Annotated in this window: 22 protein-coding genes; 12 read left to right on the top strand and 10 right to left on the bottom strand. The window is 67.3% G+C overall.

Annotated elements, in window-relative coordinates; all coding sequences use genetic code 11:
• Positions 1 to 15 precede the first annotated feature (15 nt).
• Complete coding sequence (locus AB7878_RS11460) at positions 16 to 1,359, bottom strand: sigma-54 dependent transcriptional regulator (RefSeq protein ID WP_369494496.1); 1,344 nt, start codon at positions 1,357 to 1,359, stop codon at positions 16 to 18.
• Positions 1,360 to 1,604: 245 nt separating this feature from the next.
• On the bottom strand, positions 1,605 to 2,207 hold the full coding sequence (locus AB7878_RS11455; RefSeq protein WP_369494495.1) for an LON peptidase substrate-binding domain-containing protein: 603 nt from the start codon (positions 2,205 to 2,207) through the stop codon (positions 1,605 to 1,607).
• A 49-nt stretch (positions 2,208 to 2,256) separates the two neighbouring features.
• Between AB7878_RS11455 and AB7878_RS11450 the strand changes: the two genes are divergently transcribed.
• Positions 2,257 to 2,391, top strand: coding sequence for a GMC oxidoreductase (locus AB7878_RS11450; RefSeq protein WP_369494494.1), 135 nt, complete (start codon positions 2,257 to 2,259; stop codon positions 2,389 to 2,391).
• Between the two features lie 7 nt (positions 2,392 to 2,398).
• Here the strand turns inward: AB7878_RS11450 and AB7878_RS11445 are convergent, their stop codons facing one another.
• Positions 2,399 to 3,217, bottom strand: coding sequence for an SDR family oxidoreductase (locus tag AB7878_RS11445; RefSeq protein ID WP_369494493.1), 819 nt, complete (start codon positions 3,215 to 3,217; stop codon positions 2,399 to 2,401).
• A gap of 139 nt (positions 3,218 to 3,356) precedes the next feature.
• On the opposite strand from AB7878_RS11445, the gene AB7878_RS11440 reads away from it, so the two are divergent.
• The 5 genes from AB7878_RS11440 (at position 3,357) to AB7878_RS11420 (ending at position 9,021) form a co-directional block, all read left to right on the top strand.
• Entirely contained in the window at positions 3,357 to 4,277 is a 921-nt protein-coding gene (locus AB7878_RS11440) for an ABC transporter ATP-binding protein (protein WP_369494492.1), read from the top strand.
• On the top strand, positions 4,274 to 5,686 hold the full coding sequence (locus tag AB7878_RS11435) for a hypothetical protein (RefSeq protein ID WP_369494491.1): 1,413 nt from the start codon (positions 4,274 to 4,276) through the stop codon (positions 5,684 to 5,686). Before AB7878_RS11440 ends, AB7878_RS11435 begins: the two co-directional genes overlap by 4 nt.
• Positions 5,687 to 5,878: 192 nt before the next feature.
• The gene (locus AB7878_RS11430; protein WP_369494490.1) at positions 5,879 to 6,496 is read left to right on the top strand and encodes an SGNH/GDSL hydrolase family protein; all 618 of its coding nucleotides are present in this window, start codon (positions 5,879 to 5,881) and stop codon (positions 6,494 to 6,496) included.
• 59 nt (positions 6,497 to 6,555) lie between these two features.
• The gene (gene grxD / locus AB7878_RS11425) at positions 6,556 to 7,455 is read left to right on the top strand and encodes a Grx4 family monothiol glutaredoxin (RefSeq protein ID WP_369494489.1); all 900 of its coding nucleotides are present in this window, start codon (positions 6,556 to 6,558) and stop codon (positions 7,453 to 7,455) included.
• 3 nt (positions 7,456 to 7,458) lie between these two features.
• The gene (locus tag AB7878_RS11420) at positions 7,459 to 9,021 is read left to right on the top strand and encodes a tetratricopeptide repeat-containing sulfotransferase family protein (protein ID WP_369494488.1); all 1,563 of its coding nucleotides are present in this window, start codon (positions 7,459 to 7,461) and stop codon (positions 9,019 to 9,021) included.
• A 103-nt stretch (positions 9,022 to 9,124) separates the two neighbouring features.
• Here AB7878_RS11420 and AB7878_RS11415 read toward each other — a convergent pair whose 3' ends face one another.
• Entirely contained in the window at positions 9,125 to 12,277 is a 3,153-nt protein-coding gene (locus tag AB7878_RS11415) for a TonB-dependent receptor (RefSeq protein WP_369494487.1), read from the bottom strand.
• A 319-nt stretch (positions 12,278 to 12,596) separates the two neighbouring features.
• Between AB7878_RS11415 and AB7878_RS11410 the strand changes: the two genes are divergently transcribed.
• Entirely contained in the window at positions 12,597 to 12,857 is a 261-nt protein-coding gene (locus AB7878_RS11410; RefSeq protein ID WP_369494486.1) for a hypothetical protein, read from the top strand.
• Positions 12,858 to 12,955: 98 nt separating this feature from the next.
• On the opposite strand, the gene AB7878_RS11405 is transcribed toward AB7878_RS11410, so the two are convergent.
• From AB7878_RS11405 to AB7878_RS11395, 3 genes are all read right to left on the bottom strand, one after another.
• Positions 12,956 to 16,225 (bottom strand): TonB-dependent receptor, encoded by a 3,270-nt coding sequence (locus AB7878_RS11405; RefSeq protein ID WP_369494485.1) that lies wholly within the window; start codon positions 16,223 to 16,225, stop codon positions 12,956 to 12,958.
• Between the two features lie 561 nt (positions 16,226 to 16,786).
• Positions 16,787 to 17,278: an aspartyl/asparaginyl beta-hydroxylase domain-containing protein gene (locus AB7878_RS11400; RefSeq protein ID WP_369494484.1), complete on the bottom strand. Its 492-nt coding sequence runs from the start codon at positions 17,276 to 17,278 to the stop codon at positions 16,787 to 16,789.
• 54 nt (positions 17,279 to 17,332) lie between these two features.
• Positions 17,333 to 17,617 (bottom strand): hypothetical protein, encoded by a 285-nt coding sequence (locus AB7878_RS11395; RefSeq protein WP_369494483.1) that lies wholly within the window; start codon positions 17,615 to 17,617, stop codon positions 17,333 to 17,335.
• Positions 17,618 to 17,663: 46 nt separating this feature from the next.
• On the opposite strand from AB7878_RS11395, the gene AB7878_RS11390 reads away from it, so the two are divergent.
• Positions 17,664 to 18,080: a hypothetical protein gene (locus AB7878_RS11390; RefSeq protein WP_369494482.1), complete on the top strand. Its 417-nt coding sequence runs from the start codon at positions 17,664 to 17,666 to the stop codon at positions 18,078 to 18,080.
• A gap of 70 nt (positions 18,081 to 18,150) precedes the next feature.
• Here AB7878_RS11390 and AB7878_RS11385 read toward each other — a convergent pair whose 3' ends face one another.
• Complete coding sequence (locus tag AB7878_RS11385) at positions 18,151 to 18,942, bottom strand: AMP nucleosidase (RefSeq protein WP_369494481.1); 792 nt, start codon at positions 18,940 to 18,942, stop codon at positions 18,151 to 18,153.
• Between the two features lie 178 nt (positions 18,943 to 19,120).
• On the opposite strand from AB7878_RS11385, the gene AB7878_RS11380 reads away from it, so the two are divergent.
• Together AB7878_RS11380 and AB7878_RS11375 are read left to right on the top strand one after the other, a co-directional pair.
• Positions 19,121 to 20,065, top strand: a complete 945-nt coding sequence (locus AB7878_RS11380; protein WP_369494480.1) for a DegV family protein — start codon at positions 19,121 to 19,123, stop codon at positions 20,063 to 20,065.
• Positions 20,066 to 20,088: 23 nt separating this feature from the next.
• Positions 20,089 to 20,727: a DUF4124 domain-containing protein gene (locus AB7878_RS11375; RefSeq protein ID WP_369494479.1), complete on the top strand. Its 639-nt coding sequence runs from the start codon at positions 20,089 to 20,091 to the stop codon at positions 20,725 to 20,727.
• Positions 20,728 to 20,813: 86 nt separating this feature from the next.
• Here AB7878_RS11375 and AB7878_RS11370 read toward each other — a convergent pair whose 3' ends face one another.
• Entirely contained in the window at positions 20,814 to 21,596 is a 783-nt protein-coding gene (locus AB7878_RS11370; RefSeq protein ID WP_369494478.1) for an SDR family oxidoreductase, read from the bottom strand.
• Between the two features lie 79 nt (positions 21,597 to 21,675).
• Here AB7878_RS11370 and AB7878_RS11365 point away from each other — a divergent pair, with 79 nt between their 5' ends.
• Both AB7878_RS11365 and AB7878_RS11360 read left to right on the top strand, forming a co-directional pair.
• Positions 21,676 to 21,900: a hypothetical protein gene (locus AB7878_RS11365; RefSeq protein WP_369494477.1), complete on the top strand. Its 225-nt coding sequence runs from the start codon at positions 21,676 to 21,678 to the stop codon at positions 21,898 to 21,900.
• 221 nt (positions 21,901 to 22,121) lie between these two features.
• Positions 22,122 to 22,949, top strand: a complete 828-nt coding sequence (locus tag AB7878_RS11360) for an ABC transporter ATP-binding protein (RefSeq protein WP_369494476.1) — start codon at positions 22,122 to 22,124, stop codon at positions 22,947 to 22,949.
• Positions 22,950 to 23,069: 120 nt separating this feature from the next.
• Here the strand turns inward: AB7878_RS11360 and sppA are convergent, their stop codons facing one another.
• Positions 23,070 to 24,965: a signal peptide peptidase SppA gene (sppA, locus tag AB7878_RS11355; RefSeq protein ID WP_369494475.1), complete on the bottom strand. Its 1,896-nt coding sequence runs from the start codon at positions 24,963 to 24,965 to the stop codon at positions 23,070 to 23,072.
• Positions 24,966 to 24,988: the final 23 nt, after the last annotated feature.

The raw sequence follows: 24,988 nt of genomic DNA, 5'->3' as shown, positions 1-24,988 counted from the left end.
GCCCGTCACACCAGCCTATGGCGTGCGCAACTCCAGCCGGTGCTTCTTGCACAGGCGGTACACGGTGACCCGGGAGATCTGCAGGCGCCGCGCGCACTCGCTGATGTTGAACCGGCAGTCGCGCAGGCAGGCGGCGATGGTCTCGCGCTCGGCCGAGGCGCGGGAGACGCCAAGGCTGGCGCCAGCCGGGTCGGCGTGTTCCGTCGCACCGACCGGCAGGGCGAGGTCGGCGGCGCTGATCAGCGCGCCTTCCGCCAGCACCGCGGCGCGCTGCACCCGATTGCGCAGTTCGCGCACGTTGCCCGGCCAGGCGTACTGGCGCATCGCCTGCAAGGCCGCGTCGTCGAAACCGCGGGCGGCGCAGGCCTGCCGCTCGCGGAAGCGCTCGAGATAGTGCTGCGCCAGCAGGTCCACGTCGTCGCCGCGCTCGCGCAGCGGCGGTACCTGCAGCCGCAGCACGTTGAGCCGGTAGTACAGGTCCTCGCGAAAACGACCCGTCGACACGGCGTGTTCCAGGTCCAGATGGGTGGCGGCCATCACGCGCACGTCGACCTCGATCGGCCGGCTGCTGCCCAGGCGCTGCAGCACGCCTTCCTGCAGGAAGCGCAGCAGGTTGGTCTGCGCGTCCAGCGGCAGGTCGCCGACTTCGTCCAGCAGGATGCTGCCGCCGGCCGCGCTCTCGATGTGCCCGATCCGCCGCGTGGTGGCGTCGGTGAACGCGCCGCGCTCGTGACCGAACAGTTCGGACTGCACCAGGTTGAGCGGCAACGAACCGCAGTTGATCGCCACGAACGGCTGCATGGCGCGCGCCGAGAGTCGATGCAGCACGCGGGCGGCCACTTCCTTGCCGACGCCCGTCTCGCCGGTGATCAGCACCGGCAGGTCGACCGGCGCGTACTTGCGCAGGCTGGCCGCCACGGTCGCCAGTGCGGCGCTGCGCCCCACCAGCTCGGGCAGGTCGACCGCCGCCTCCGTCGCGGGCGGCGGACCCGCGGCGGCGCGCGCCAGTGCAGCGAGCAGGCGCGGCAGATCGAGCGGCGTGCTGAAGAAATCGCGGCAACCTTGCAGGATGCGCTTGACCTGCGGATGCCGCGCCTGCGTGTCGAACGGGATCAGGGCAATCCACGGCAACGCGGGATGCTCCGCCATCAGGCGCCGCATCACAGGCATGGCACGCGCATCACATTGGCGCAGGTCCGCCAGCGCCACCACGTCGTCGCCCTCGCGCACCCCGGCGTCGGCGTCCACCCCGGCCACGCGAAGATGCCATCCGGCCTCGGCCAGCCCCTTGCGCTCGCGGGCATCCGGTTGTCCGAACCAGATCACGCACCCCAGCGGCTTCGCACCTGTAGCGTCCATACTCCCCTCCCCCGGATTCGATCGCCACGTGTCGCCCCCCTTCGCGACACCCGTGTGGCGGATCCATCAGGCAAGTGATTCGGCGCGAATTGTAATCCTGCCCGGACGGCGCGGATATGACAGCAGCACGCGGATGCATCCGCGTCGGTGACGACATGGGCCTTGCGCACGCGGCGCTTCGAAAGATCTTTCGCCGATGCGGATCGACATGCGCCTGCCCCGCCCACCGGCACGCGCGGATGGCGTCAGGCCTTCTGGAAACGCGGCAGGATGTCGCGCAGCTCGGCCAGGCGCTGCAGCGGATCGGTCAGTTCCAGCAGGCGCTGGCGTTCGTCGCCGCCCAGCGGCAGCAGCTCGGCCAGCCGGAAGCCCAGCCAGCGGGCGTCGTCGTAGCACTCGCGCGGCACCTGCCTCCGCTGCGGCGCCATCACCTCGACCAGGCGTTCGGTGATCGTCTGCAGCAGGGCGAGCTCGACCGGCACCGGCGCGGGCGCCTCCTCCGGCCACCACTCCACCTCGCCGCGCAATTGGCCGTCCGCACGTACCCGCGTGCGTCGCACCCGGAAGCGCTGGCCGCCTTCGGCCACGATGCCGAGCAGGCCGTCGGCGTCGTAGTGGAAATCCACGATGCGCGCCAGCGTGCCCACCGCGGCCGGCAAGGCCGGCTCGCCGGTCTCGCGCCCTTGCAGGATCAGGCAGACGCCGAAGCCGCGCTCGTCGCGCGTGCACTCGCGCACCAGGTCCAGGTAGCGCGGCTCGAAGATGCGCAGCTCCAGCCGCCCGCCCGGGTACAGCACGGTGGACAGCGGGAACAACGGCAGCTCGGCGCGGGAGGAACGTCCAGCCATGCGGGCAGTGTAATGGGCAGTTGCTGCGCTCCATCTCGACGACTGTCGCATGCACGGCATGGCCAACCTGCACGTCGCCGACGGCTCGGTGTTTCCCACCGGCGGCTGGACCTTTCCCACCTTCACCATCGTGGCGCTGAGCCTGCGCCTGGCCGACCGGCTGCAGGCGCTCTGCGCACTCTGACGCCGGATCAGTCCAGGAACAGGTCGGGCAGCAGCGGCGAACCCGGCCGCACCGCGTAGCGGTCGAAATCGTGCACACCGGCCTCGCGCAGTACGTCCTCGTCGATCGCGAAGCGGCCGCTGCATTCCCGCGCGGGGCGCAGCAGCATGGCGTGCGCCGCATCGGCCACGATCTCCGGCCGGCGGCACTGCTCGGCGCGCACGCCGGCGATCATGCCGATCGCCGCGGTGGCGATCACCGTGCGCGGCCACAGCGCGTTCACCGCGATGCCCAGCGGCGCGAACTCCGCGCTCATGCCCAGCACGCACAGGCTCATGCCCATCTTCGCGATCGTGTAGGCGGTGTGCGGCGCGAACCATTTCGGATCGAGGCTGGGCGGCGGCGCCAGCATCAGCACGTGCGGGTTCGCCGCTTGCTTCAGGTACGGCAGGCAGCTCTGGGTGACGAGGAAGGTGCCGCGCGTGTTGACCTGGTGCATCAGGTCGTAGCGCTTCATCGGCGTGCCTTCCACCCCGGCCAGCCAGATCGCGCTGGCGTTGTTGACCACGATGTCGATGCCGCCGAAATGTTCGGCCGCCTGCGCTGCGGCAGCGCGCACCTGCTCCTCGTCGCGGATGTCGCACTGCAGCGCCAGCGCCTTGCCGCCGGCGGCCTCGATCTCGGCGGCAGCGGTGTGGATGGTGCCGGGCAGCTTCGGATTCGGCACGCCGCTCTTGGCGACGATCGCGACGTTGGCGCCGTCGCGTGCGGCGCGCAGCGCGATGGCGAGGCCGATGCCGCGCGAGGCGCCGGTGATGAACAGGGTCTTGCCGCTGAGGGTGGTCATGGGCTGGTGTCAGGCGAGGCGGTGAGTGGGCAGAGTCAGATTTCCGCAGCGCCCGGTCAAGCCGAAACGTCAGGAAAACTGACTCTGACCCCACCTGCGTGGCACATTGGCCGCCTCATCAAGGGGAGCATGCGCAAGGATGTCGACCATCGCCACCGTACCGGCAGCATCCGTCGCCGAGACGCGGACCGAATCCGTGCTGCGCGTGCGCGGCCTGCGCAAATCCTTCAAGCAGCGCGAAGTGCTGCGCGGCGTAGCCTGGGACGTGCCGCCCGGCCGGGTAATCGGCCTGCTTGGCCGCAACGGCGCCGGCAAGACCACCTTGCTGCGCTGCCTGCTGGGCCTCTCGCCGATCGACGCCGGCACGGTGGAACTGTTCGGCGAACCGATGACCGAGCCCGGCGGCGAGCGCATGCACCGCATCGGCTTCGTGCCGCAGACCTTCGACCTGTTCCCGTGGATGAAGGTGCGTGCCTACCTCGACTTCACCGCGGCGTTCTACGCGCGCTGGAACCACGCGCTGGCCGCGCGCCTGCTCGGCGACTGGGATCTCGACCCGAAGCAGAAGATCGGCGAGCTGTCGCAGGGCCAGCGGCAGAAGCTGGCGATCGTGCGCGCGATCGCGCCCGAGCCGGACCTGCTGGTGCTGGACGAACCGGTGGCCAGTCTCGACCCGCAGGCACGCCGCGCCTTCATGGCCGAGCTGCTGGAACTGATGAAGGCGCCGGGCAAGACGGTGATCTTCTCCACCCACATCACCGCCGACCTCGAGCGCGCCGACGCCGACATCAGCTTGCTGCGCGACGGCGCGATCCGGTTCACCCGCCCGCTGGCCGAGCTGCGCGAGCGCATGCATCGCGCGGTACTCGTGCGCGCCGGCGGCTGGCCGCAGGCACCGGTGACGGCGGGTCTGCTCAAGGCCACGCTGAAGGGCGACGAGGCGCAACTGCTGGTGGAGGACATGAACCTCGACAGCCTGCACGCGCTGGCCACGCGCGAAGGCGCCACGCTGCGCATCGAGACGCCCACGCTGGAAGACCTGTTCGTGGAGCTGGCATGAGAGCGGCGTGGCAGCTGTGGCTGCTGCCGTGCCGGCAGACCACCGTGATCGCGGTGCTGATGCAGCTGGCATGGCTGGGCGGCGCGTTGGCGCTGGGTTGCGTGCCCGCGTTCGGCGTGAACGCGGCTGGCGCGACGGCAATGCTGTTCGGCTTCGGCGCCTGGTTCTGGTTCACGATGCTCGGCCTCTGCCTGCGCGGTCTGTGCCGCCCGGAGAGCTTCCTGCTGCCCGGCTTTCGCAGGCGGCTCGCCACGGTGGGCACGCTGCAGGTCGCGCAGTGGGCGCTGCTGCCCATGCTGGCCGCGCTGTGGCTGGGCGTGCCGCACGCGTTGCTGGGCGGCGCGGCGATCCTGCTGCTGGCCGCGCTCGGGCTGGCGGCCAGTTCCGCGCGCTACATCAACCTGCTGGTCTGGGGTGTGTTCATCCTGGCCGGCTGGCAGCCGGGGCTGGCCAGCCAGATCGCCCGCGCGCTGGTCGCCTCGCCGTGGGCGGTGCCGCTGGCGCTGTTGCTGGCGGTACTGATCGCCAGCCTCAGCCTGCGCGCGATGCTGCGCATCGACGACCGTGAAGCGGATGCATCACCGCTGGAAAACGCCCAACTCGGCCGCTCGCGTGCACGCAGCCTCGATGGCACGCCGGCGCGGCGCGGCAAGCTGGGGCGACGCATCAGCACGATCTTCGATGGCACCTCGCAGCGCGCCATGGAACAGGCGCTGGCGCGCTATCGCCGCAAGCCCTCGTGGCATCTGCGCATGGTGCTGGTACGCCGGCTGCTGCTGCCGCACGACAACCCGCAGGCGCTCGCGTTGCGCCTGCTGCTGGTGGCGGCGCTGGTCACGTTCTACGTCGTCGCGGTGATGCATCGTCAACGCTTCAACGCGGTGATGGTGGGCGCCTACGCGATCCTGCTGGGCCTCTCGCGCTTCCCGCAGCTCGGCCGCGGCATGCGGCAGATGCGGCCGAACCTCGCCGACCTCTACCTCACACTGGCGCCGCGCACGCGCGCCGATTACCAGCAGACCCTGCTCGACGCGCTCACGGTGCTGGTGCCGATCACCGTGCTCAGTACCGTGGCCTACACCGGGCTGGGCATCGTGCTCACCCATGCCGCGGAGCCGGTGCGCATGCTGATCGACGCCGCCATCGTGAGCGTGGGCGCCAGCCTCACCGCGCTGGCGGTGCACCTGATCGGCCCGGAGAGCAGCCTCGGGCGCGGTCTGGTGGACATGGTCGTGACGCTGGACGCGATGGCGACGTACTGGGGCGGCTACTGGCTGCTCGGTGCGTTGGGCCACGCTCTTGGCGGCGGTGTCCTGCTGCTGGTCACGCTGGGCTTCGGGCTGGGCGTGTGGAGCTCGGCGCGGCGCGAGTATCTGCGTCGGCCGCCGTGTTTCGACGCGCCGCTGTAGCGTCCCTCCCTCGGGAACCTGATTGGCGTGGAATCCGCACCCGGCATGAACCGGGTTTCGCCCCGACCCGACGCCGATCCGATGCCGGGAAGGAATGCAGGTTCAATCGTCCCGGCCGCTACACTCCACCGCACCCTCACCCGGCCCTTCGCGCCGCCTTCTCCCAGAGGGAGAAGGGCATCGAGACTCCGCATGCCGCTGATGACCTACCTCGCCCTCGGCGACTCCTACACCATCGGCGAAAGCGTGCCGGCGGCAGGTCGCTGGCCCGTGCAGCTGGCCGCCGCGCTGCGCGGCGAGGGCGTACCGCTGGCCGAGCCGGTCATCCTCGCCACCACCGGCTGGACCACCGACGAGCTGTCCGCCGCAATGGACGCGGCCGGCTTCGCGCCGCCCTGGGACCTGGTCAGCCTGCTGATCGGCGTCAACAACCAGTACCGCGGCCGCGACGTTGAGGCATACCGCGGGGAGTTCCGCCGCCTGCTGCAGCGCGCGATCGCGCTGGCTGACGCGCGCGCCGGACGCGTGCTGGTGCTGTCAATTCCGGACTGGGGCGTCACCCCGTTCGCACGCGACAGCGGCCGCGACATCGCGCGCATCGCCAGCGAGCTGGACGCCTACAACGCCACGGCCCGCCAGGAGACCCTGCAGCTCGGCGCACGCTGGGTGGACATCGCGCCGATCTCGCGCACCCGCCCCACCCTGCTCGCCGACGACGGCCTGCACCCCTCGGCCGCGCAATACGCGCTGTGGACCGAAGCCGCCTTGCCGGCGGTCCGCGCCATGCTGGCGGCCGCGCCTGCGGCTTGAAGCCGCGCGGCGGCGCCGCATATCGGCGGTATCATTGCGCGTCCCCTTCGGAGTTTCCCATGTCCCTCGACACCGCCACCCGCGAACGCATCGAATCCCTGCTCAAGAGCCACCGCGTGGTGCTGTTCATGAAGGGCAACCGGCTCCAGCCGGCCTGCGGCTTTTCCGCCGCCGCCACCAACACGCTCAATGAGCTGTTGCCGGAGTACCACACGGTCAATGTGCTGGAGGATCCGGAGATCCGCGAAGGCATCAAGGCCTATGGCGACTGGCCCACGATCCCGCAGCTCTACGTCGAAGGCGAGCTGGTCGGCGGCGCCGACATCATCCGCCAGATGTACGGCAGCGGCGAACTGCACGCACTGTTCGGCCTCGCCGCGCCGGATCGCACGCCACCCGCGATCACCATCACCGACGCCGCCGCCAAGGCGATCCGCGAAGGCACGGCCAACGCGCAGGGCCTCGCGCTGCACCTGGAGATCGGCCCCGACCACAGCGCCGGCTTCCAGCTCGCGCCGGCCAGCGAGCACGACATCGTCGCCCACGCCAACGGCCTGGAAGTGCACTTCGACCCGGCCAGCGCCCAGCGTGCCAAGGGCATCGTGATCGACTGGGTCTCCACCGTGCAGGGCGAGGGCCTGAGCCTGAAATTCCCCGGCGCGCAGGAAGTGAAGTCGATGGACGTGCAGGAACTGCAGCAGCGCCTCGCCGCCGACAGCATCACATTGATTGACGTACGCCCCGCCGCCGCGCGCGCCCAGCTGCCCGCGCTGCCGCAGGCGCGCATCCTCGAGGACGAAGGCTACGAGGCGCTCGCCGCCCTGCCCAAAGACACCGAACTCGCCTTCATCTGCCAGCGCGGCATCTCCAGCCAGGGCGTGGCCGAACGCTTCGCCGCGCACGGCTTCAGCCACGTGCACAACGTGGCGGGCGGCATGGAGGCGTGGCACTCAGCCTGACCCATGTCTTCGCCTCCAACCTCCGCCCATATCGGCCAGTTGATGGCGGAAGCCGGCAAGGCGCTCGGCCAAGGCCGGCTTGACCACGCCGAGCACGCGCTGACGCAGGTGCTGGCAGCAAATCCCGCGCTGGTCGACGCGCAATACCTGTACGGCGTTGCCTGCCTGATGAGTGGCCACGCCGCCAAGGCTGCCGACTGGCTGCGCAAGGCCGTAGCGCAACGGCCCACCGACGCCAACATGCGGACCTATCTGGGCTGCGCCTTGCACGATGCCGGCGCCTTGGACGAAGCGCTGATTCATCTGCGTCGCTCCTGTGAGCTGGCGCCCGGGCAGGCATCGAACTGGTACAACCTTGGCAAGGCACTGAAACAGCGGGGCCAATTGCGCGATGCCGATGAGGCCTTTCGCCACACGCTGATGCTGGACTCACAACACGTGCTGGCCCGCATCGGCGTGGCCGACATCGCCACCATGCAAGGCGACATTCCGCACGCCGTGGCCGAGTATCGGCACGTGCTGCGCCAGCAACCCGGGTGCGCCGAAGCATGGCATGGCCTGGCCAATCTCAAGACCGAATCGCTGGGGCCGGCCGACATCGAGCCGATCCGCAACTCCTTGCGTCAGCCGGGCCTGCCGCCCGACACGCAGGTGATGCTCGGCTTCAGCCTGTTCCGCGCGCTGGAAGACCAGCAGGACTACGCCGGCGCCTTTGAAGCGCTGCGCCAGGCGAACGCGGCCAAACGGCGCCAGGTGGAATGGGACGCCGACGCCGCGCGCGCGCGGGTCGACCGCATCATGGCGGTCTTCAGCGCCCCGCTACCCGAGCCGATGGACTCCACGCTGGGTCACGAAGTCATCTTCATCGCCAGCATGCCGCGCTCGGGTTCCACCCTGGTCGAGCACATCCTCGCCACGCATCCCGACGTCGAGGGCGCCAACGAAATTCCCGACCTGCCGCAGGTCATCGAAGACGAATCGCGCCGCCGCGGCCAGCCCTTCCCGCAGTGGGCAAGCGCAGCCACCACCGACGATTGGCACCGACTCGGCAAGGACTACCTCGCCCGTACCGCATGCTGGCGCGAGCGAAGCCCTCGCTTCACCGACAAGAACGTCGCCAACTGGCCACTGCTGGGCGCCGTACGCCTGATGCTGCCCGGCGCAAGAATCATCCACTGCCACCGTGATCCGGTGGAAACCTGCTTCTCCTGCTACCGCCACCTGTTCCGGCACGGCGTGCATTACAGCTACGACCTCGACGAGATGGCCGAGCACTACCGCGACTACGAACGCCTCAGCGCGTTCTGGCTGGCACGCCATCCGCAGCACGTGCTCGACTACTCCTACGAAACACTGGTACGCGAGCCCGAAGCGCAGATCCGCCGCCTGCTCGCGTTCTGCGAGCTGCCTTTCGATCCCGCATGCCTCACGCCGCACCAGACCCAACGCGAAGTGCTGAGCACGGCGAGCGCGGCGCAGGTGCGCAAGCCCATTCGCGCGGACACGGCGCACAGCGCGCCATATCTGGAGTGGTTGCAGCCGCTGCGGGAGCGGTTGGCGCACTGAAACGAACAAGGCCGCCGGTTTCCCGGCGGCCTTGTTTATCCTGCTTCTCGCCTCCCCCTGACGGCATCGACTTGCGATGACGCCAGGCGAGGGAGTTGTCTTCTTACCAGTCGTACTTGACGCTGAACTCCGCGAACCGCGGCTGCTCCACCGCATAGCCCGTCACACCGCCGATCGGCAGCTTGTACGCGGTGTCCGGCGCACCACCCACACCATCGTGGGTGACGACGTAAGCCGTGTCGTGCTGCTCGTTGAACACGTTCTGGACCTGCACCTGCAGAGTCAAGTGCTTGCCGGCCCACTCCGGAATGTAGCTGACGGACAGATCGAGCTTGTGGGTCCATGGTGTATGACCGGCCTTGCCCGGGGGCGACGGCTGGCCATCACACCAGTGATAAGCCTCGCCGTAGCCGTCGGGATCGGTCTGGCCCGGTCCCCAAGCGCCCAGGCAGGTGATGGGTGCACCCGACTGAACGATATACAGGCCGCTGACCAACCACTCGGGAGTGATCGCATAGGTGCCGTAGGCCTTCAGCGTGTGACGATGCGAGTTCGGCAGCTCGCCGTTCGAGTACTGCATCAGCTCGGGGAAGTCCCAAGCCTCGCTGATCGAGGCGGACTGGCCGCCACCCGCAGCAGCCGAGGCATTGGAGATCTGGCCGAGCGGCGAGTAGGTCGGGCCTTCCGTGGTGCCGTAGCTCTTGGCGAACACATAGTCGATCTTGCCGGCCCACTTGCCGTCCCACGGATGCTCGAGGGCTTCTTCCAGGCTGTAGTACTTGCGGAACGCCGCGGGGAAGCCCACGACATTTCCTGCAGCGGACGCGGTGTGCGGGTTCCAGATGTAGGTCTTGTAGGTACCGTCGGTCGCCAGGTAGCGCACCTTGTTGCTACGGCCGGGATTGACCAGGATGTCCGTCTGGAACGCGACCGGATCCGCGTCGGCAGGCATGTTGACCGTACCGGTGTCATCGATGATGTTGTTCATCCTCGAGTAGGTCGCCTGCGAGGTCCAGACCAGCGCCTGGCCGAACGCGTTGAGCGTCTTCTGGAAGCCCAGCACGTACTCGTCCTGGTACATCGGCTTCAGATCCGAGGCGGCAATCGTCTTCGGATCCTTCGGCGTGCCGTACTCGCCGTCGGGCGAGTATGGCGTCGCGCTCGTGTGAACCTGGGTCAGGCCCTGCGGAATGCCGTTCGAATCGATGGACGAGTAGGTGTAGTACTCGTTGAGGTAGGCATTGGCGCCTGCCATGCGCACGCCCAAACCCGTGGGCAAGGCAAGGTAGTAACGCCCCACGTTGCCGTACAGCTTGGCGCTGCTGTCGCCGAAGATGTCCCAGCTGAAGCCCAGGCGCGGCTGCCACTGCGGCGAGGTCTCCCGGATGTAAGGCTGATTGCCGGCGCTGTAGTTGGTGAACTGGTCGTTGCGCAGGCCGAGGTTCAGCAGCAGGTTGGGCGTGACCTGCCAGTTGTCCTCGACGTACTGCGCCTTCTGCTCCACCGTGAACGAGGCCACGCCGCCATAGGTCCGCTTCACGACGTAGTAGCTGTTGCCGCCCACCGCGCCGCCGTTGGGGTAGTTGATCGGGTTGTCGACGCACTGGCCCAGTGCGTTGCACGACAGGGTAGGCGAAGAGAAGTTCTTCGACCCTTCCTTGCCATAGATCCAGTAATACCCCGGACCGGCGCTCTGGCTGCCGTCGCTCTTGTCCGTGCTGCGCATGTTGTCGATACCGAACTTCACGTCGTGATCGCCCAGCTTCCAGTCGAGGTCCAGACGGAAGTTGTTCTCGGTGGACTTGTGGTCCGGAGAAGGGATGGTCAGCGGGTTGTTGTTCGTGTTGCCAGCACCCGGAACGGTCGGATTCTGCCTTGAAACGCTAGACACGCCCGCCAGCATCTTGTCGAAGCCCGCATAGGGCACTTGCTGGCTGTAGTACGTGCTCTTCATCTTGCCGGCCAGCACGCTCAGCGTGAGGTTGTCGGTGATGTACGAGGTGTACTTCAGGATGCCGATGTCGAACTTGCTCGAGTACAGCGGGTTGTTGATGGAGTTGAAACTGCCGATGCGGTTGTTGCTGTAGTCGTAGTTGTAGGCGTTGTTCGAGAGGTCTTCGGCCTTGCTCGAGGCGTAGGTGGCTTCAAGAACGTTGCTGTCGTTGATGTTCCAGTCCAGCTTGCCGTAGAGCTTGGGCAAGCTCATGCTGTGCGAGTTGTAGTACGGCGCATTGACCGAACCAGTGCTCTTGCCGCTGTCGTGCTGGGCCTCGGCCGTGATGTAGAAGAACAGCTTGTCCTTGATCAGCGGGCCCGAAATGTAGGCGTCGTAAACCGTGCTCCAGTCTTCGTTCTTGCGGCGATTGACGTAGATGTCGCCTGGCTGCTGGCCCGCCGTGGTCGACGCCGGGTTCGCATAGTAGATGTTGTCGTAGCCGCTTTGCGCCCAAGTCGGCGCCCAAGTCACATAGGCGCCAGCATGGAAGTCGTTGCCGCCGCGGTGGCCGATCTGGCTGATCACGCCGCCGGTGGAGCGGCCGTATTCGGCGCCGTAGCCGGAGGTGATGGTCTGCTGCTCGGCGATGGCGAAGTACGGCAGGGCGATGCCGCCCGCGTTGCCCACCGGGTCGGTGGTGTTGAAGCCGTTGATGTAGTAGGCGTTCTCAGCCGTCGAGTCGCCGCCGAAGGAGATCAGCGGGGTGCCGGCCGGGCCGGTGCCGAGGCTGGCGTTGCCGCCGGCGACGCCCGGCGCCAGCACGGCGATGGACTCGGCATTGCGCGCAAGCGGCAGCTGCTTCAGCTGCTCCGAGGTGATCACCGAGGTCTGGCGGGTGGAGGACACGTCGATCGATGGCAACGAGTTGGCCGTGACCGTGACGCTGGAGAGGTTCTGCACGTTTTTGCCGGCTTCGGCAACGGCAAACGGTACTGGCGTACCGCCCGCTACGCTCACCGTCACATGATCCTTCGTGGCAACCACGTTGCCACCCTGCATCAGCGACACGGTGTAATCACCCACCGGCAACTGGTTGGCGCCATAGCGACCGTCGCTGCCGACCGCCACCTCGCGGGTCAGGCCGGTCTGGTTGTTGACGATGCGAACCGTCTCGCCCGCCGACACCGGCGCGGTACCGAACACGGAACCGGTGGTGGCCTGCGCCAGCACCTGCCCGGACAAGCCGACGCCCGCGGCGATGGCCAGAGCCAGCGCGGTGCGGCGCGCCGCGGAACGGCGCGCCACATTATTGAGCTTCATGGCATTCATAAGATTAAAAACTCCCCAGCGAGATAAAGATGACTTTTGAACTGCAGGCAGGCACGGCAGTGTCTCGGCACCCGCCAGAGACCCGCCATGCCCCCTAAAGCGCGGCACCGGAAATCAAGCAAGTCGAGCTAACAGGCCAGACATCTCTTCAGAAACATCCGAACCGGGATCATCCATCGCAAGATCGTGGTCACAGCCTGCATGCTAACTGCCTTGGTGCATACCGAGATTAAACATCTGTCTAACGCAAAGTCAACGATCAAGAAATTACGAATTCATGCATAAACGCATTATATTTCTGCTTATAAGCATGAATTTACGATTTGCATGCCCGTCGGCTTCCGCCGCTCTTGCCAAAACCTCCTTGCAATCCGAAACGCAGATCCATCACCTGCTCACGTTCTGCGAACCGCCCTTCGACCCCGCCTGCCTCGCACCGCATCGGACCCGGCGCGAAGTGCTCAGTACGGCGAGCGCGGCGCAGGTGCGCGAGCCCATCCGCACCGACACGGCGCACAGCGCGCCGTATCTGGCATGGCTGCAGCCACTTCGCGAAAGATTGGGGCGCTGAAACGAACAAGGCCGCCGGTTGCCCGGCGGCCTTGTTCGTTTCTGCATCTCCTTCCCTCATGCCGCTGCTCGCGACGGCATGAGCTGGGAGGGTGTGGCTTAGAACTCGTACTTCACGTTGAAGTCCATGTAGCGCGGCGCTTCCGTCGACTGCGCGGTATGGTAGACCGGGTTGTACAGGAACGTGCCCGCATTGGCGCCGCTGGCCGTGCCACCGTTGCCAATGGCGTATTGGGTGTAGTACAGCGTCGCCTTCTGCTCGTTGAACACGTTGTGCACTTCCCACTGCAAGGTGAGGTGCTTGTTCGCCCATTCCGGCGTGTACGTCAAGCTCAGGTTGAGCTGGTGGGTCCACGGAGTATGGCCACTGGTCCCCGGGGGCGACGGCATGCCACCCGTCCCGATGGGGTTATACGAACCATCTTTGTTAGGCGGCTGACCCGGGTAGCCCGGGCCCGTCAGGCCCGTATAGGCGCTCGGTACACCACCGCAGAAGTGCTGATAGGGGCCGTTGTACGCGTCCGGATCAATTACGGAGCCGTAACCGCTCAGGCACACGTTCGGCGCACCCGACTGCATGATGAAGGTGCCGCTGACCATCCATTCCGGCGTGATGGCATACGAGCCAAAGGCCTTGATGGTGTGGCGGTGGCTATTGGCCTGTTCACCGTTGGCGTATGCCATGAGGTTCGGGAAATCCCACTGCGCCGTGGTCGAACCCGAAAAACCACCATTCGTCTGGTTCGTGATCTGCCCGATCGCGGTGTCGGTCGGACCTTCGGTGCTGCCGTACGACCTGGAGAACAGGTAGTCGATTTTGCCGAACCACTTGCCGTCCCAAGTGTGTTCCAGATAGGTATCCAGAGCGTAGTATTTGCGCGACGGCTTCGGGAATCCGATGAACGGTCGATCCTGCGTATAAATCCCGGCGCCCGTGTTCGGGTCCCACGTGATCGCACCGCCGGGTTGCGGGATGTAATTGGTCTTGCCCGGATTGACCAGACCCGCAATGACGTTAACGAGATTGCCATTGGCATCCGTAACTGCGACGTCGGTGTCATCCACGAGATTGCCGGCCTTCTGGAAGGTCGCCTGCGAGCCGAGCACCAGACCGGTGTCGCCGAGCATCTTCTGGAAGCCCAGCACGTATTCATCCTGATACTGCGGCTTGAGGTTGGTCGAGGCATAGTCCTTGATGTTGCCGACGAGACCATTCTCGCCATCCGACGAGAAATACCCCGGCGGGAGTGTCACACCCGGAATCGGCGCCACCGGAAGCGGAGTCAGCCCGGTCGGCACACCCGTCGCAGTCATGCCCGTGTAGGTGGAGACGATGGTGCCGTTGATCGAGCCGAACGCAGAGTTGCGTGCGGCCAGACCCGCCGGCAACGCCAAGTAGTAACGCCCCGCGTTACCGAAGACCTTGAACGTGCTGTCACCAAACACGTCCCAGCTGAAGCCCAGGCGCGGCGCCCACTGCGGGCTGGTTTCCTTCACGTAGGCAAGACCACCGGGACCGGTGTTTTCGAACTGGTCGTTGCGCAGGCCAAGGTCAAGCAACAGGTTGGGCGTGACCTGCCAGCGGTCTTCCACGTACTGCGCCTTCTGGCGGGCCGCAATCGTGACGTTCTGTTGTACAAGGGATTCGACGACGTAATTGCCGAAACCCGGGCTGCCGATGAAAGGCGAGTTCGAGAAAGTGGACGGAATGCCCTGTACGTAGTTGTAGGCACCGCCGCCAAGGATCGAGGTGCCGTCGTCATCGTCCCGATACTGGATGTTGTCGATGCCGAACTTGAGGTCGTGGTCGGCCGTGATCTTCCAGTCAAAGTCGACGCGCAGGTTGGCGTCCTTGGTGGTGTGGCCCGGGTTGCCGATGGTGGTGTCAACCAGGTTCGGAACGGTAACGCCCGCCGGCACGGGCACTCCCGTGAAGGTCACCGGGGCCGCGTTTACGCCGCTCAGGCCACTGAAATACTCCCCGCTCATCACGCCATACTGCATTTCGAGCGTGAGGCTGTCGGTGATATACGAGGTGTACTTCAGGATGCCGATCTTGAAGGTATCCTTGGTCGTCACGCCCGGACCGTAGAGGTTGTCGACCTTCTGGTTCGTGTAATCGTAGTTGTAGAAGTTGTTGCTGAGCTCCTGGTTCTGGCTCTGGACGCCCGTCAACTCCAGCACGTTGTTGTCGTTGATGTTCCAGTCCAACTTGCCGTACATCTTGGGGCTCTTGAAAGCCCTCGACTGGAAGTAGCCCTGCGGCGACGTGATGCCGAAGTTCTGCACGCCGCTCTGGTCGCTGTCGTGCTGCCATTCGGCCGTGACGTAGAAGAACAGCTTGTCCTTGATCAGCGGGCCGCTGACGTAGGCGTCATACACCGTCGACCAGTTGCTGTTCTGCCGCTTGCCCGTCTGGATCCGGCCGTAGCCGGGAGCATAGGCCGTGCTGCCTTGGCTGGCGGCCAAGGTAGGGTTGCCGTTGCTGTCCACGGCACCCACCGGCGTCCGCGGATTCATGTAATACACGTTGTCGAAGTTGCCCTGGGCCCAATCCGGACGCCAGGACACCATCACACCGGCATGGAAGTCGTTGCTGCCGCGTTTGCCGATCTGGCTGATCACGCCGCCGGTCGAACGACCGTACTCGGGACCGTAGCCGGACGTGATGGTCTGCTGCTCGGCAATGGCGAAGTACGGCAGCGCCACGCCGCCCGCGCCACCGATCGGGTCGGTGGTGTTGAAGCCGTTGAGGTAATAGGCGTTTTCCACGACGCTGTTGCCACCCATGGAAACCAGCGGCGTACCGGTCGGGCCATTGCCGAGGGTGCCACCGCCCAGGTTCACGCCGGGAGCGAGCAGCGCGATCGCCTCGGCGCTGTGCGCCAGCGGCAGAACCTTCAGCTGCTGCGCGGTCATCACCGAGGTCTGGCGGGTGGAGGACACGTCGATCGACGGCAGCGAGTTGGCCGTGACCGTGACGCTGGAGAGGTTCTGCACGTTCTTGCCGCCTTCAGCGGTAGCGAACGGCACCTGCGTACCGCCGCTCACGCTTACCGTCACGTGGTCCTTCGTGGCAACGGCATTGCCGCCCTGCATCAGCGACACGGTGTAGTCGCCCACCGGCAACTGGTTGGCGCCATAACGGCCATCGCTGCCGACCGCCACCTCGCGGGTCAGGCCGGTCGCGTTGTTGACGATGCGAACCGTCTCGCCCGCCGACACCGGCGCGGTACCGAACACGGAACCGGTGGTGGCCTGTGCCAGCACCTGCCCGGACAAACCGACGCCTGCGGCGATGGCCAGAGCCAGCGCGGTGCGACGCGCCGTGGAGCGACGCGCCCTGTTGTTGAACTTCATGGAATTCATGAGATTAAAAACTCCCCAGTGAAAATGACGACATTTTTCTGATTGCTGGCCGACACGGTGTCTGCCTGGCTCTGTCCGGCTCCTGCGCACTGCCCCAGTGCGCATACCCATCTGGAACGAAACCATGTCGAGTCGCAGCAACCGCATTGCATCCAGCACATCGCTAGAAGCGCACCGACAGTAAACATCCGTCTAACGCAAAGTCAACAAACAAGAAATCACGATTTATCCTTTATAAACCAACCGTTTACGCAATATCTTTCGGCATGCCGAGGCAAACGATATATGCTGCGCATCTTGCGCAAAATTACGCACGAACGATCGCGTTGCAACATGGCAACCTCGATATGTGCATGATCCATGTCGTTGCATGCAATGACATGCACCGTCTTGCATCGGCGGCAATCTGACCGGCCATAATGCTTATTTGAAATTTCGCCTCGGCCGCACATATTTACGGCAACAACATCCGCGAAATATCAGGCAACCGCAGTCAGCACATGGCCTGTTGCATTGACTGGATCATGCCAATGCGGCATTCGAAACCCGCCACGCCAGGCCTCACCTCACTCCCCCGGCAACCCGCAACTGCGGTTGAAGTCGCCGATGCCGGCGACCAAGGTGGCGATGGCGGTGCGCTCCGACTCGCTGGGGTCGGGGTTCCAGCAGTCCATAGATCAGCACCACGCAGGTCTCGTCACTGCGATTCCAGGCCTCGTGCTCGAAGGTGTCGTCGAAGGTGGCGCAGCGGCCTTCCTGCCACTCGTGAATCTCCCCGCCCACGTTCAGCGCGCAACCCTTCGGCACGATCAGCGGCAAGTGGGCGACCAGGCGCGTGTTGGTGACACCGCGGTGCGGCAGGATGTGGGTGCCGGGGCGCAGCACCGAGAACAGCGTCTCCGGCCCGTGTTCGCGGATCCGCGACAACGGCATCCGCTCGACCAGCGCGGTGGTTTGCGGGCAGGCCGCGCAGTGCGCGTCGTAGCGCTGCCCGTGGTGGTAGAGGAAATACGCGTCCCACGCCGCCGGCTGCGCGCCCGAGCCGTGCAGCATGGTCTCCAGTTGCTCCCGTGTGCCGGTCTTGAGGAAGGCTTCCAGATCCCGCGGCTACTCCAGCACAGCACGCAGTTCCCCGCGGATCGCGGCGGCGCCCGCCTCCAGCACCTCGAGTTCGGGGAAGCGTTCGCGCGGGTAATAGGTCCGGCTGGGAATGCCGGGGAAGTACGGGAATTTCGGCTGCTGCCGCAGATCGGGCAGGTTCGCCGGCTGCTCGTGCAGGTAGATCGCGAGGCATTGCTCGACACGGCGCAGTTCCGAGTGGTCGTAGCGTTCGCGCAGCGGTTCCAGCATGCCGTCGAACAAGGCGTGCCGCCCAGCATCCACGAGGCGCATTGCATGCTGCACCGCTGCGCGGATGCCGGGCGCGGTGGTCGCGTCGTTGAGCCAGCGCCACGCCAAGCCGCAGGCGGGCCACGAACATCCGCCGCGCCAACGCCAGCGCCTTGTCGAGATCGGCGGCCGCGCCCGCATGATCCGCCAGCGCCATCCGCACCGTGCCCAGCTGGTGCAGCCCCCCCCCCCCCGGCTCGCGCGGGTGGGCACGATGCGCCAGCTGCAGGTGCTCGATCGCCCGGGCGGCTTCGCCGCGCTCGAAATGGCGTGCGGCCAAAAACTGCAGCGCCTCCAGGTCGCCGGGCTCGCTGTCCAGCACGCGGGCGAAGGACTGTTCCGCCAGCGCCTCGTCGCCGCGGCCCAGCGCGAATCGCGCCCGCTCTCGGAAATCCGCCGCCAGGCCCGTCTGCCGCTCTGTCATCGCGAACTCCAGCCTTCGCGCTTCCTCCCGGTCGCCCGGTAAGGAAGCACGCATGATCAGCAGGGAACGACCACCCGACGCAAGCGGGCCGCCCTGCGTCGGCGGACCCGCCTCACTCCCCCTCGCCATCCTCCTCGAAGCGCAGGTGCTTCACGCTGCGGCCGTTGCGGCGGACCAGCTTGAGCGCCTCGATGCCGATGCGGATGTGCGCCTCGACGTACTTCTCGGTGACCTTGCGGTCGCTGGCCTCGGTCTTCACGCCCTCCGGGATCATCGGCTGGTCGGAGACCAGCAGCAGGGCGCCGCAAGGGATCTGGTTGGCGAAGCCGGCCGCGAAGATGGTGGCGGTCTCCATGTCCACCGCCATGCAGCGGGTGCGCCGCAGGTAGGCCTTGAAGTCCTCGTCGTGTTCCCAGACCCGGCGGTTGGTGGTGTAGACGGTGCCGGTCCAGTAGTCGTGGCCGAGGTCGCGGATCATGGTGGAGACGCCGCGCTGCAGCTGGAACGCGGGCAGTGCCGGCACCTCGGGCGGCAGGTAGTCGTTGCTGGTGCCCTCGCCGCGGATCGCGGCGATCGGCAGGACCAGGTCGCCGATCTGGTTCTTCCTCTTGAGCCCGCCGCACTTGCCCAGGAACAGCGCGGCCTTCGGCGCGATCGCGCCGAGCAGGTCCATCACGGTGGCCGCGTTGGGGCTGCCCATGCCGAAGTTGATCAGGGTGATGCCGTCGGCGGTGGCGTTCGGCATCGGGCGGTCGCGGCCATGCACCTCCACGCCGTGCCAGTCGGCGAACAGGTCCACGTAGTGGCCGAAGTTGGTGAGCAGGATGTGCTGGCCGAACTGCTCCAGCGGAGTGCCGGTGTAGCGGGGCAGCCAATTGGCGACGATCTCTTGCTTCTCTTTCATGCGGTCTTGCCTTGTGCGGGTGGCCTCCGCGCCGGCGGAGGATGCCGGCGACGCCACGCCGGCGGAAACCTCGGGTCTGCCCACATTATGTATGCACGCAGGCGCGCCGGCGCCCGCCGACCGGAATTCGGCGCATCCGCGTGTTATGTTGCGAACGCCATTCTGAGGGGGATGACACATGCGCATGGGGCTGACCATGGACGCCGCCTGCGACCTGCCGCAGGCGTTTCTTGCAGAGCACCGCATCACCGTGCTGCCGATCACCGTGAAGGTGGACGGCGAGACCTTCATGGACGACCGCGACCCGGCGGAGATCCAGCGCTTCATCAACCGCCGCCTCGGCAGCCGCAGCCATTCGGCGGAAACCGAGCCGACCACGGCGGAGGAAGTGCAGCAGCTGTTCCTGGGGCGGCTGGTGCTGGAGCAGGACTGCGTGTTCTGCCTCACCATCACCGCCACCCGCAGCCCGATCCACGACAACGTGGTGCGCGCCAGCTTCGCGGTGCTGCGCGGCTACCGCGAGGTGCGCGAACCGGCCGGCATCCCCGGCCCGTTCCTGCTGCGGGTGATCGACACCCGCAACATCTTCGCCGGCGCCGCGCCGGCGATCTGGGAGGCGGCCCGGCTGATCGCCGCCGACGAGGCGCCGGCCACGATCCGCGAGCGGCTCAACCACATCGCCCAGCACAGCTACGGCTACATGCTGCCGCGCGACCTGTACTACCTGCGCGCCCGCGCCAAGAAGAAGAACGACCGCAGCGTGGGCCTGTTCAGCGCGATGCTGGGCTCGGCACTCGACATCAAGCCGATCCTGCGCTGCTTCCGCGGCGAGACCGGCCCGGTGGGCAAGGCGCGCGGCTTCGAGCAGGGCGCGCAGCAGCTGTTCGACTACGCCGCCGCCCGCGTGCGCGCCGGCCTGCTGGTGCCGATGGTCTGCGCCAGCTATGGCGGCGACCTCGCCGTGCTGTCGCACCTGCCCGGCTACGCCGGCCTGCGCGCGGCCTGCGAGGAATGCGGCGTCACCCTGCTGGAGGCGCCGATGAGCATCACCGGCATGGTCAACGTGGGCGAAGGCGCGGTGACGCTGGGCTTTGCCGCCGAGGAGCACGAGGCCGCCTTCTGAGCCTCGGTTCGGCGGAACGCACGATGCCGCACCTGCCTGCCCTGCCCACCTTCCTCGCGCTGCTCGGCGCCGGCCTGTCGGCGCCCTGCCTCGCGCAGACGGTGTACCGATGCACGGGAGCGCACGGCGAAGCCAGCTACCAGTCCACGCCCTGCCCCGGCGCGCAAGCCCAGCGCCGGATCACCCTCGACGCGCCGCCGGCACCCGAACCCGCACCACCGGCGCCGACGCCGGCCGCCGGTGCGCCACCGGCCATCGCGGCGGCACCGGAACCTCCGCCACCGCCCGCTGCGCCGATACCCGTGCTGTACCAGTGCGTGCGCGCCACCGACGGCAAGACCTACGTCAGCCCCAACGGCCAACCGCCCGGCTACTACGCGCCGCTGGGCATCGTCGGCGTGCCCACCTCACTGACTCAGCAATACAACGCAGGGAACCGCATGGGTCGCGACCAGCCCAATGCCGCGATGGTTTCGGGCTACTACACCTTCGTGCGGGATCGCTGCCGCGAGCTGGACCCGCAGGAAGTCTGCGAAGTGCTACGCAAGGACTGGGCGGAGAACGAACACCAGCTCGGCCGCGCCTTCAAGAGCGACCAGCCGCCGCTGCTCCGGCGCGAGACCGAACTGCGTGCGCAACTGCAAGGCTGCGGCGGACCGTAGGAGCGGCTTCAGCCGCGATGGCTGCGGGAATCGCGGCTGAAGCCGCTCCTACGGCCGCTCCTACGGCCGCTCCTGCGGCAAGAAGGTCAGAAGCCGTAATTGAGGAAGCCGCCGTCCACGCCCAGCACCTGGCCCGTGATGTAGCTGGCCGCGGGCAGGCACAGGAAGGCGATCGCTGCCGCCACTTCCTCCGGCTCGCCGATGCGGCGCAGCGGCGTGCGGTCCAGCACTTCCTCCAGGTAATCCTCGTCGGCCAGCGCGGTGTCGGTGCGCTGGGTGCGGATGTACCACGGCGCCACCGCGTTGACGCGGATGCCGTCCACCGCCCACTCCGCGGCGAGGTTGCGGGTGAGCTGGTGCAGCGCGGCCTTGCTCATGCCGTAGGCGGCGCCGGTGCGCACGTGGGTGATGCCGGACACCGAACCCACGTTGACGATCGCCGCGTTCGCATGCTGCACCAGCTGCGGATGCGCCAGCCGGCACATCTCGAACGCCGCGAACAGGTTCAGCTCGAAGATCGCGCGCAGGTCGTCGTCGCCATACTCCAGCGCCGGCTTCGGCAGGTTGCCGCCGGCGTTGTTGACCAGCAGCGACAGCGGCAGGCCGAGATCGGCCACCCAGTCGAACACCGCAAGCCGGTCCTCCGCCTCGGCGAGGTCGGCGCCCAGCGCGTACACGTCGATGCCGTCATGCTCGTCGGCCAGCTCGACGCGCACCTGTTCGAGGTAGTCCTCGTCGCGCGCCACCAGCAGCAGGTTCGCGCCCAGCCCGGCCAGCTCGCGCGCCGTGGCGTAGCCGATGCCCTTGCTGGCGCCGGTGATCAGAGCGGTATGGCCATGCAGCTGCCAGGCGTCGATGCGGCTGTTCATGGGGCGAGCTTACACGAGGCCTTGCTGGCACGGGCGCACGGCGGGACACTCGAAGCCTGCATCCGACGAGGGCCCTGCGATGAAAACCATGCTGCCACTGTTGTGCCTGCTCGCCCTCGCCGCCTGTTCCGGCAAGCCGCCGACACCGCAAGCCGCCGCGCAACCCGCTGCCGCCGCCAGCAGCCGCGTTGCCACGCCGTGGGATGCGATGAAGGCCGACGAACAGCGCGCGAAGGACGTGCAGAAGATCGTGGACAAGCAGGCCGAGGACCAGCGCAAGCAGATCGAGGCGCAGACGCAGTAGCGGGCTGCCACAAGACAGCCCGCTACTGCGATCCATGGATGGATCGCTCGCCGGTCGGGCGCGCACGCGCCGGATCGGCGGAGCTTGGCCCGGCCACACCGGGCCAAGCGAGTCGGGAAAGCGCAGGAAAGCGCTTTCTCGACAATCCACCGCGCTTCGTTTGGACGTCTCGACGTCCGTACGCCTTGCAGGCCATGGGGTTTGCCGGCATGGTTCGACGCATGAATGCCGACGCCACCAATGCCTCCACCCTGCCATTGCTGGAGATCAACGACGCCACCGTGCTGCGCGGCGGCCGCCCCGCGCTGGACCGTTTCAGCCTGCGCGTCGAGGCGGGCCGACACACTGCGATCCTCGGCGCGAACGGCTCGGGCAAGTCCACCCTGGTGCAGCTGGTCGCGCGCCAGCTGTATCCGCTGGTGCCGAGCGACGGTGGCAACCCGGTGCGCGTGTTCGGCCGCACGCATTGGAATGTGGCCGAGCTGCGCGGGCTGCTGGGCATCGTCTCCCCCGCACTGCAGAACGACTACACCAGCGACGTGCCGCTGGAAGTGTTCGAGGCGGTGGTCTCCGGCTTCTTCGCCGCACGCGGCCTCGGCCTGGATCATCGCGTCAGCGACGATATGCACGAACGCGCGCGGACGGCGCTGGAACAGCTCGGCGCCGGCCAGCTGATCGGCCGCGCCATGGCCAGCCTGTCCACCGGCGAGGCGCGCCGCGTGCTGATCGCCCGCGCCCTGGTGCACCACCCGCGCGCGCTGCTGCTGGACGAACCCTGCGCGGGGCTGGACCCCGCCAGCCGCCGCCGCTTCCTGGAAAGCCTGCGTGTGCTGGCCCGCGGCGGCACCACCTTGCTGCTGGTGACCCACCATGTCGAGGAAATCCTCCCCGAGATCGGCCAAGTGCTGCTGCTCAAGGATGGCCGCGTGCTGCACCAGGGCGACAAGGCCGTCACGCTCACCGACGCCGCGCTGGGTGAGACGTTCGGCATGCCGGTGCGCGTGACGCGGCACGGCGATTGGTACCACGCCACGGTGGAGTCGCCGTAGGTTGGGATTCATCCCGACCCGATGCCTCGGGAAAAGCGTTGTCGGGATGAATCCCGACCTACGCCAGCAGCCGCGCGACCGTCGGTTCCGCAGCGACACGCCGGTTGCGCGACGCGCCGCTCAATGCGGCGAGCAGAAGCAGTACGCGTAGACGTTCGGCGTGCCGGCCTTCGCATCGCGCAGCAGCGACAGCTCCGGCGCCAGCGCGTGGATCTGCGCGAACCACGGCGGCAACCGCACGCCCCAGGACTGCAGCAGTTCGACGCCGGCGTTCTGGCTGAAGCCGACCATGAAGCGCTCGAACGCGCCCTGCGGCGCCTGCTGGTAGCGCACCGGGTAATCCTTGCCCAGCTTGGCGAGGTTGGCGGCCTCGGTCACCGCGTCGCCCTGCCCGCCAAGCTGGTCGACCAGGCCGCGGTCCAGCGCCTGGCTGCCCGTCCACACGCGGCCCTGGGCGATCGCATCGATCGCATCGAAGCTCTTGCCGCGCGCCTTGGCCACGCCGCCCACGAAATCGCGGTAGCCCTTGTCGATGATCGCCTGGATCACCGTGCCCACCTTGGGATCGAGCGGACGCGTGATGTCGAACGCGCCGGCCATCGGCCCGGTGGCCACGCCGTCGCTGGTGATGCCGAACTTGGCCAGCGTGTTCGGCACCGTGTAATACATGCCGAAGATGCCGATCGAGCCGGTGATGGTGTTCGGCTCGGCGAAGATGCGGTTGGCGTTCATCGAGATCCAGTAGCCGCCGCTGGCGGCCACGTCGCCCATCGACACCACTACCGGGATGCCGGCCTCGCGGGTGAGCTCGACCTCGCGGCGGATCTGCTCGGCGGCGTACACCTCGCCGCCGGGCGAATCGACGCGCAGCACCAGCGCCTTGGTGCGCTTGTCCTCGCGCGCGGCGCGGATCAGCGCGGCGGTGGATTCGCCACCGATAGCCCCCGGCGGACGCTTGCCGCCGGCGATCTCGCCCTCGGCCACCACCACGGTCACGCCCGGCGCGAAAACGCTCTGGCTCGTCGGCAGGTCGGCGGCGTATTGCGCCAGGTCGACGGCGCGGAAACCGTGGCCGTTCTTCGCGGCAGGCACGCCTTGCGCGTGCAGCATCGCGATCAGCTGGGCGCGGGTGGCGGTGCCGTCGATCAGGTGCTCGTCCAGCGCCAGCTTCGCCAGGTCGCCCTGGGTGCTGGCAATGGTCTGCGGCAGGTTGTCGATGTCGGCGCGCAACGCCGCGGGGTCGAGCTTGCGCAACTTCGCCACCTCGGCGAGGTATTCGTCCCACAGCCCGCCCATCCAGTAGCCGTCGGCCTCCTTCGCGGCGGGCGAGGCGTGGTCGAGGATCCAGGGCTCGGCCGCGCTCTTGAACTGGCCCACGCGGAACAGGTGCACGTCCACGCCGAGCTTGTCGAGCAGGTCCTTGTAGAACAGCCGGTAGTTCGCCAGGCCGGTGAGCAGCAGGCCGCCCTGCGGATCGAGCAGCACCTTGTCGGCATGCGCGGCCAGGTAGTACTGGCCCTGGTCCAGGTTCGCCGCCCAGGCGATCACCGGCTTGCCGGTGGCGCGGAAGCGGTCCAGCGCCGCGCCCACCTCGCGCAGCGCGGCGAAGCCACCCGCGTGCAGCTCGCCGGGCAACAGCAGGATGCGGCCGATGCGTTTGTCCTTGGCCGCAGCGTCGATCGCGCCGACCAGGTCGCGCAGCTGCACCTGCTCCGACTTGTTGCCGGACAGCCGCGCCAGCGCACGCTGCATGGGGTCGATGCTGTACTGCTCGACCAACTTGCCATCGAGCTTGAGCACCAGCACGCTGCCGTCCGCCACGGTGCGCGACGCGCGGCTGCCGGCGATGCCGCCGACGACCAGCAGCAACACGATCAGCAGCAGGAAGAAGAACACCGCGTTGATGATCAGCAGCCGCACCACGTTGATGCCGCGGCCGATGCCGCACAGCACCGCCCAGAAACCGTGGCGACGCGGCGGCGGGGTCGCGGGCGACGACGGGGAACGGGACGGCATGGGCGGTGGCGGCATCGGTGCGG

Source organism: Rhodanobacter humi (genome assembly GCF_041107455.1).
In the GTDB taxonomy this organism is placed as follows: Bacteria; Pseudomonadota; Gammaproteobacteria; order Xanthomonadales; family Rhodanobacteraceae; genus Rhodanobacter_A.
This window is presented reverse-complemented; position numbering and strand designations above follow the sequence as displayed.

What these genes read in the sequence shown, in the direction of transcription:
- AB7878_RS11460 (WP_369494496.1), bottom strand. Translation starts at nt 1,359, where the DNA reads ATGGACGCTACAGGTGCGAAGCCGCTGGGGTGCGTGATCTGGTTCGGA.
- AB7878_RS11455 (WP_369494495.1), bottom strand. Translation starts at nt 2,207, where the DNA reads ATGGCTGGACGTTCCTCCCGCGCCGAGCTGCCGTTGTTCCCGCTGTCC.
- AB7878_RS11450 (WP_369494494.1), top strand. Translation starts at nt 2,257, where the DNA reads ATGCACGGCATGGCCAACCTGCACGTCGCCGACGGCTCGGTGTTTCCC.
- AB7878_RS11445 (WP_369494493.1), bottom strand. Translation starts at nt 3,217, where the DNA reads ATGACCACCCTCAGCGGCAAGACCCTGTTCATCACCGGCGCCTCGCGC.
- AB7878_RS11440 (WP_369494492.1), top strand. Translation starts at nt 3,357, where the DNA reads ATGTCGACCATCGCCACCGTACCGGCAGCATCCGTCGCCGAGACGCGG.
- AB7878_RS11435 (WP_369494491.1), top strand. Translation starts at nt 4,274, where the DNA reads ATGAGAGCGGCGTGGCAGCTGTGGCTGCTGCCGTGCCGGCAGACCACC.
- AB7878_RS11430 (WP_369494490.1), top strand. Translation starts at nt 5,879, where the DNA reads ATGCCGCTGATGACCTACCTCGCCCTCGGCGACTCCTACACCATCGGC.
- grxD (WP_369494489.1), top strand. Translation starts at nt 6,556, where the DNA reads ATGTCCCTCGACACCGCCACCCGCGAACGCATCGAATCCCTGCTCAAG.
- AB7878_RS11420 (WP_369494488.1), top strand. Translation starts at nt 7,459, where the DNA reads ATGTCTTCGCCTCCAACCTCCGCCCATATCGGCCAGTTGATGGCGGAA.
- AB7878_RS11415 (WP_369494487.1), bottom strand. Translation starts at nt 12,277, where the DNA reads ATGAAGCTCAATAATGTGGCGCGCCGTTCCGCGGCGCGCCGCACCGCG.
- AB7878_RS11410 (WP_369494486.1), top strand. Translation starts at nt 12,597, where the DNA reads ATGAATTTACGATTTGCATGCCCGTCGGCTTCCGCCGCTCTTGCCAAA.
- AB7878_RS11405 (WP_369494485.1), bottom strand. Translation starts at nt 16,225, where the DNA reads ATGAATTCCATGAAGTTCAACAACAGGGCGCGTCGCTCCACGGCGCGT.
- AB7878_RS11400 (WP_369494484.1), bottom strand. Translation starts at nt 17,278, where the DNA reads ATGCTGCACGGCTCGGGCGCGCAGCCGGCGGCGTGGGACGCGTATTTC.
- AB7878_RS11395 (WP_369494483.1), bottom strand. Translation starts at nt 17,617, where the DNA reads ATGCGCCTCGTGGATGCTGGGCGGCACGCCTTGTTCGACGGCATGCTG.
- AB7878_RS11385 (WP_369494481.1), bottom strand. Translation starts at nt 18,942, where the DNA reads ATGAAAGAGAAGCAAGAGATCGTCGCCAATTGGCTGCCCCGCTACACC.
- AB7878_RS11380 (WP_369494480.1), top strand. Translation starts at nt 19,121, where the DNA reads ATGCGCATGGGGCTGACCATGGACGCCGCCTGCGACCTGCCGCAGGCG.
- AB7878_RS11375 (WP_369494479.1), top strand. Translation starts at nt 20,089, where the DNA reads ATGCCGCACCTGCCTGCCCTGCCCACCTTCCTCGCGCTGCTCGGCGCC.
- AB7878_RS11370 (WP_369494478.1), bottom strand. Translation starts at nt 21,596, where the DNA reads ATGAACAGCCGCATCGACGCCTGGCAGCTGCATGGCCATACCGCTCTG.
- AB7878_RS11365 (WP_369494477.1), top strand. Translation starts at nt 21,676, where the DNA reads ATGAAAACCATGCTGCCACTGTTGTGCCTGCTCGCCCTCGCCGCCTGT.
- AB7878_RS11360 (WP_369494476.1), top strand. Translation starts at nt 22,122, where the DNA reads ATGAATGCCGACGCCACCAATGCCTCCACCCTGCCATTGCTGGAGATC.
- sppA (WP_369494475.1), bottom strand. Translation starts at nt 24,965, where the DNA reads ATGCCGTCCCGTTCCCCGTCGTCGCCCGCGACCCCGCCGCCGCGTCGC.